This window comes from Mycobacterium sp. TH-M15 (assembly GCF_057473705.1).
Genome location: NZ_JBYCLB010000290.1, coordinates 1 through 1859 on the forward strand (window position 1 = coordinate 1; position 1859 = coordinate 1859).

2 pseudogenes are annotated in these 1859 nt (G+C 72.2%); both read right to left on the reverse strand.

What is annotated here, in order from left to right:
• Positions 1 to 1604, reverse strand: a pseudogene (locus AC2VNT_RS06875) (hypothetical protein); the annotation flags it as partial.
• Positions 1601 to 1859: pseudogene (locus AC2VNT_RS06880) on the reverse strand (Fis family transcriptional regulator); the annotation flags it as partial. The pseudogenes AC2VNT_RS06875 and AC2VNT_RS06880, both read right to left, overlap by 4 nt.

Below are 1859 nucleotides of genomic sequence, written 5' to 3' on the forward strand. Positions count from 1 at the left end.
GCTTGCTCGTTGGTGGCTTCCAGCGTCGGCGCGGTGTCACTCCCGGCGGTCACCTCGGCCTCGGCGTCCGTCGTTGGCGCCGCCGCCAGCTCCTTCACGGCGGAACCCTCGTCGAGCCCCAGTGCTTCGGTGAAAGCCGCGGCGACGTCGCGGGTGGATTCGGCCAGCAGCACGGCCAGCACGATCCTGTCGGTCAGCTCGGCACGGCGGGTGGCCTCAAGACGCCCGAGCCGAGTGTGGGTGTCCGCCAGGTCGATTGGCGCCCCGGTGGTGTCGTCTCGACCCGGTGTGTAGAGCATGTCGGCGTCACGGAGGTAGACGGGCCAGGACCGGTATTCGCGGGCGATCCGCATGGCGGCCCGTCTACCGCGGAATCGAGTGTGAGCGGAGATCGCCGCGGTCCACGCCGGCTGAAAGTGCCGCCGCCAGGCGAGGCCCTCATCCCACGCGCGCGGATCGGCGAGGGCGGTGATGTACCCGGCGGCCGCGGACTCGACCAGATGCTGCAGCGTCGATTCGTCACGGAACGTTTCTCGGGCCTCCCGTAGCCGAGTCGCCCACGCCTCCAGGATTCGCCCCTGCTGCGGCCAGACGATCGCCTCGTCGATGTCGAGCTGCTCGATGGTCAACCCGGCGCCGCCGTCGCGGACGTCCTTCGTTAGACCGTCGAGGTCCTCGGTGCTCAGCCAGGCCTGGACCGCGTGGTCGGGACGCATGTGCGGATGCGGAAGCGGCAGCATCTCCGGGAGCGCCAGGCCGTCGCCGGCGGGCAGCGTCGCGCGCCACACCCCGAAGGGCCGCTTCGGGCCCGCGACGGCGTTGACCGCGGCCGCGGCGTCGAGCGACTGAGGTTGGCCGTAACCGAGGGTGAGCATCCCCGCCGAGGCCAGCTGCGGGCACTGCTGGGTCAGGCAGACGAGTTCATCGGAGCGCTCGAACTGCTGCTCGACCTGTGCGGATGAGGCGCACCAGGTCGGCTGGATCCTGACCTCGGGTTGCACCCACGCCGGCAGGGCACCCGTGGTGGTGACCACCGCTCCGCGGCGACCGGTTCGGGCGCGCATGATGCCCTCGCTGAGGACCGCCGCTGAGGCCACCGCACTGGTGCCGGGCAACACTCCGAGCGTCGCGTACCAACGCCGGAGACGTCGCCCCAGTTCGGCGGCGTCCTCGAAGACGGGCTGCTGGCCGGCCGCGAGCCATGGCTCACTCTCGGCGAGCACTTCCACGCAAATACGTTGAGCGCCTTGACCGCGGCTCAGCATCAGCGCCCGTGTCGGCCGAGCGCTCAGCTCCCAGCCGCGGGTCACCAACGGTGCGAGCGCCTGTCCGATCCCGTCGGTGACGTCGACGCCGGCCGGGTCGCCAGCCAGCAGGGCTCCTGCTCCTCCGACCAGCCACAGACGCGCCGGCTCCGGATCCCCCTCGCCCTCCGCAGGAAGCGCCCGCAGTCCGCCGCGCTGGTGTGCCCAGTCGATCAGCTTCTCGAGTTTGTCCACCGCGTCGACGGGCCCCGTGAGCCGATCGCCGGTCGCGGTGAACGACCCCGCCGGGGTGATGACGACGACGTGCCGCTCCACCGCAGCCTGCTCCGGGCCGCTCACGTGCGGCTCCCGTCGGCGGTGGGCCCGGCCAAGTAGGGGCGGATCCGCGCGCTCGCGCCTTGCTGGGTCATCCCCAGCACCGCGCCGACCTCGGTGTAGGTCGCGCCCGCCGCGATCGCCGCCGCCGCGGCCGGGCGCTCGTCGAGCCCCGCGTTGCGCAGCAGAGCCGCACGCGTCAGCTGAACACCCTTGGTGTCTGCCGACTCCCCGCGTTCGACGGCGCGCAGCAGTCGAGCGCGTGCCGTGGGAGTGACC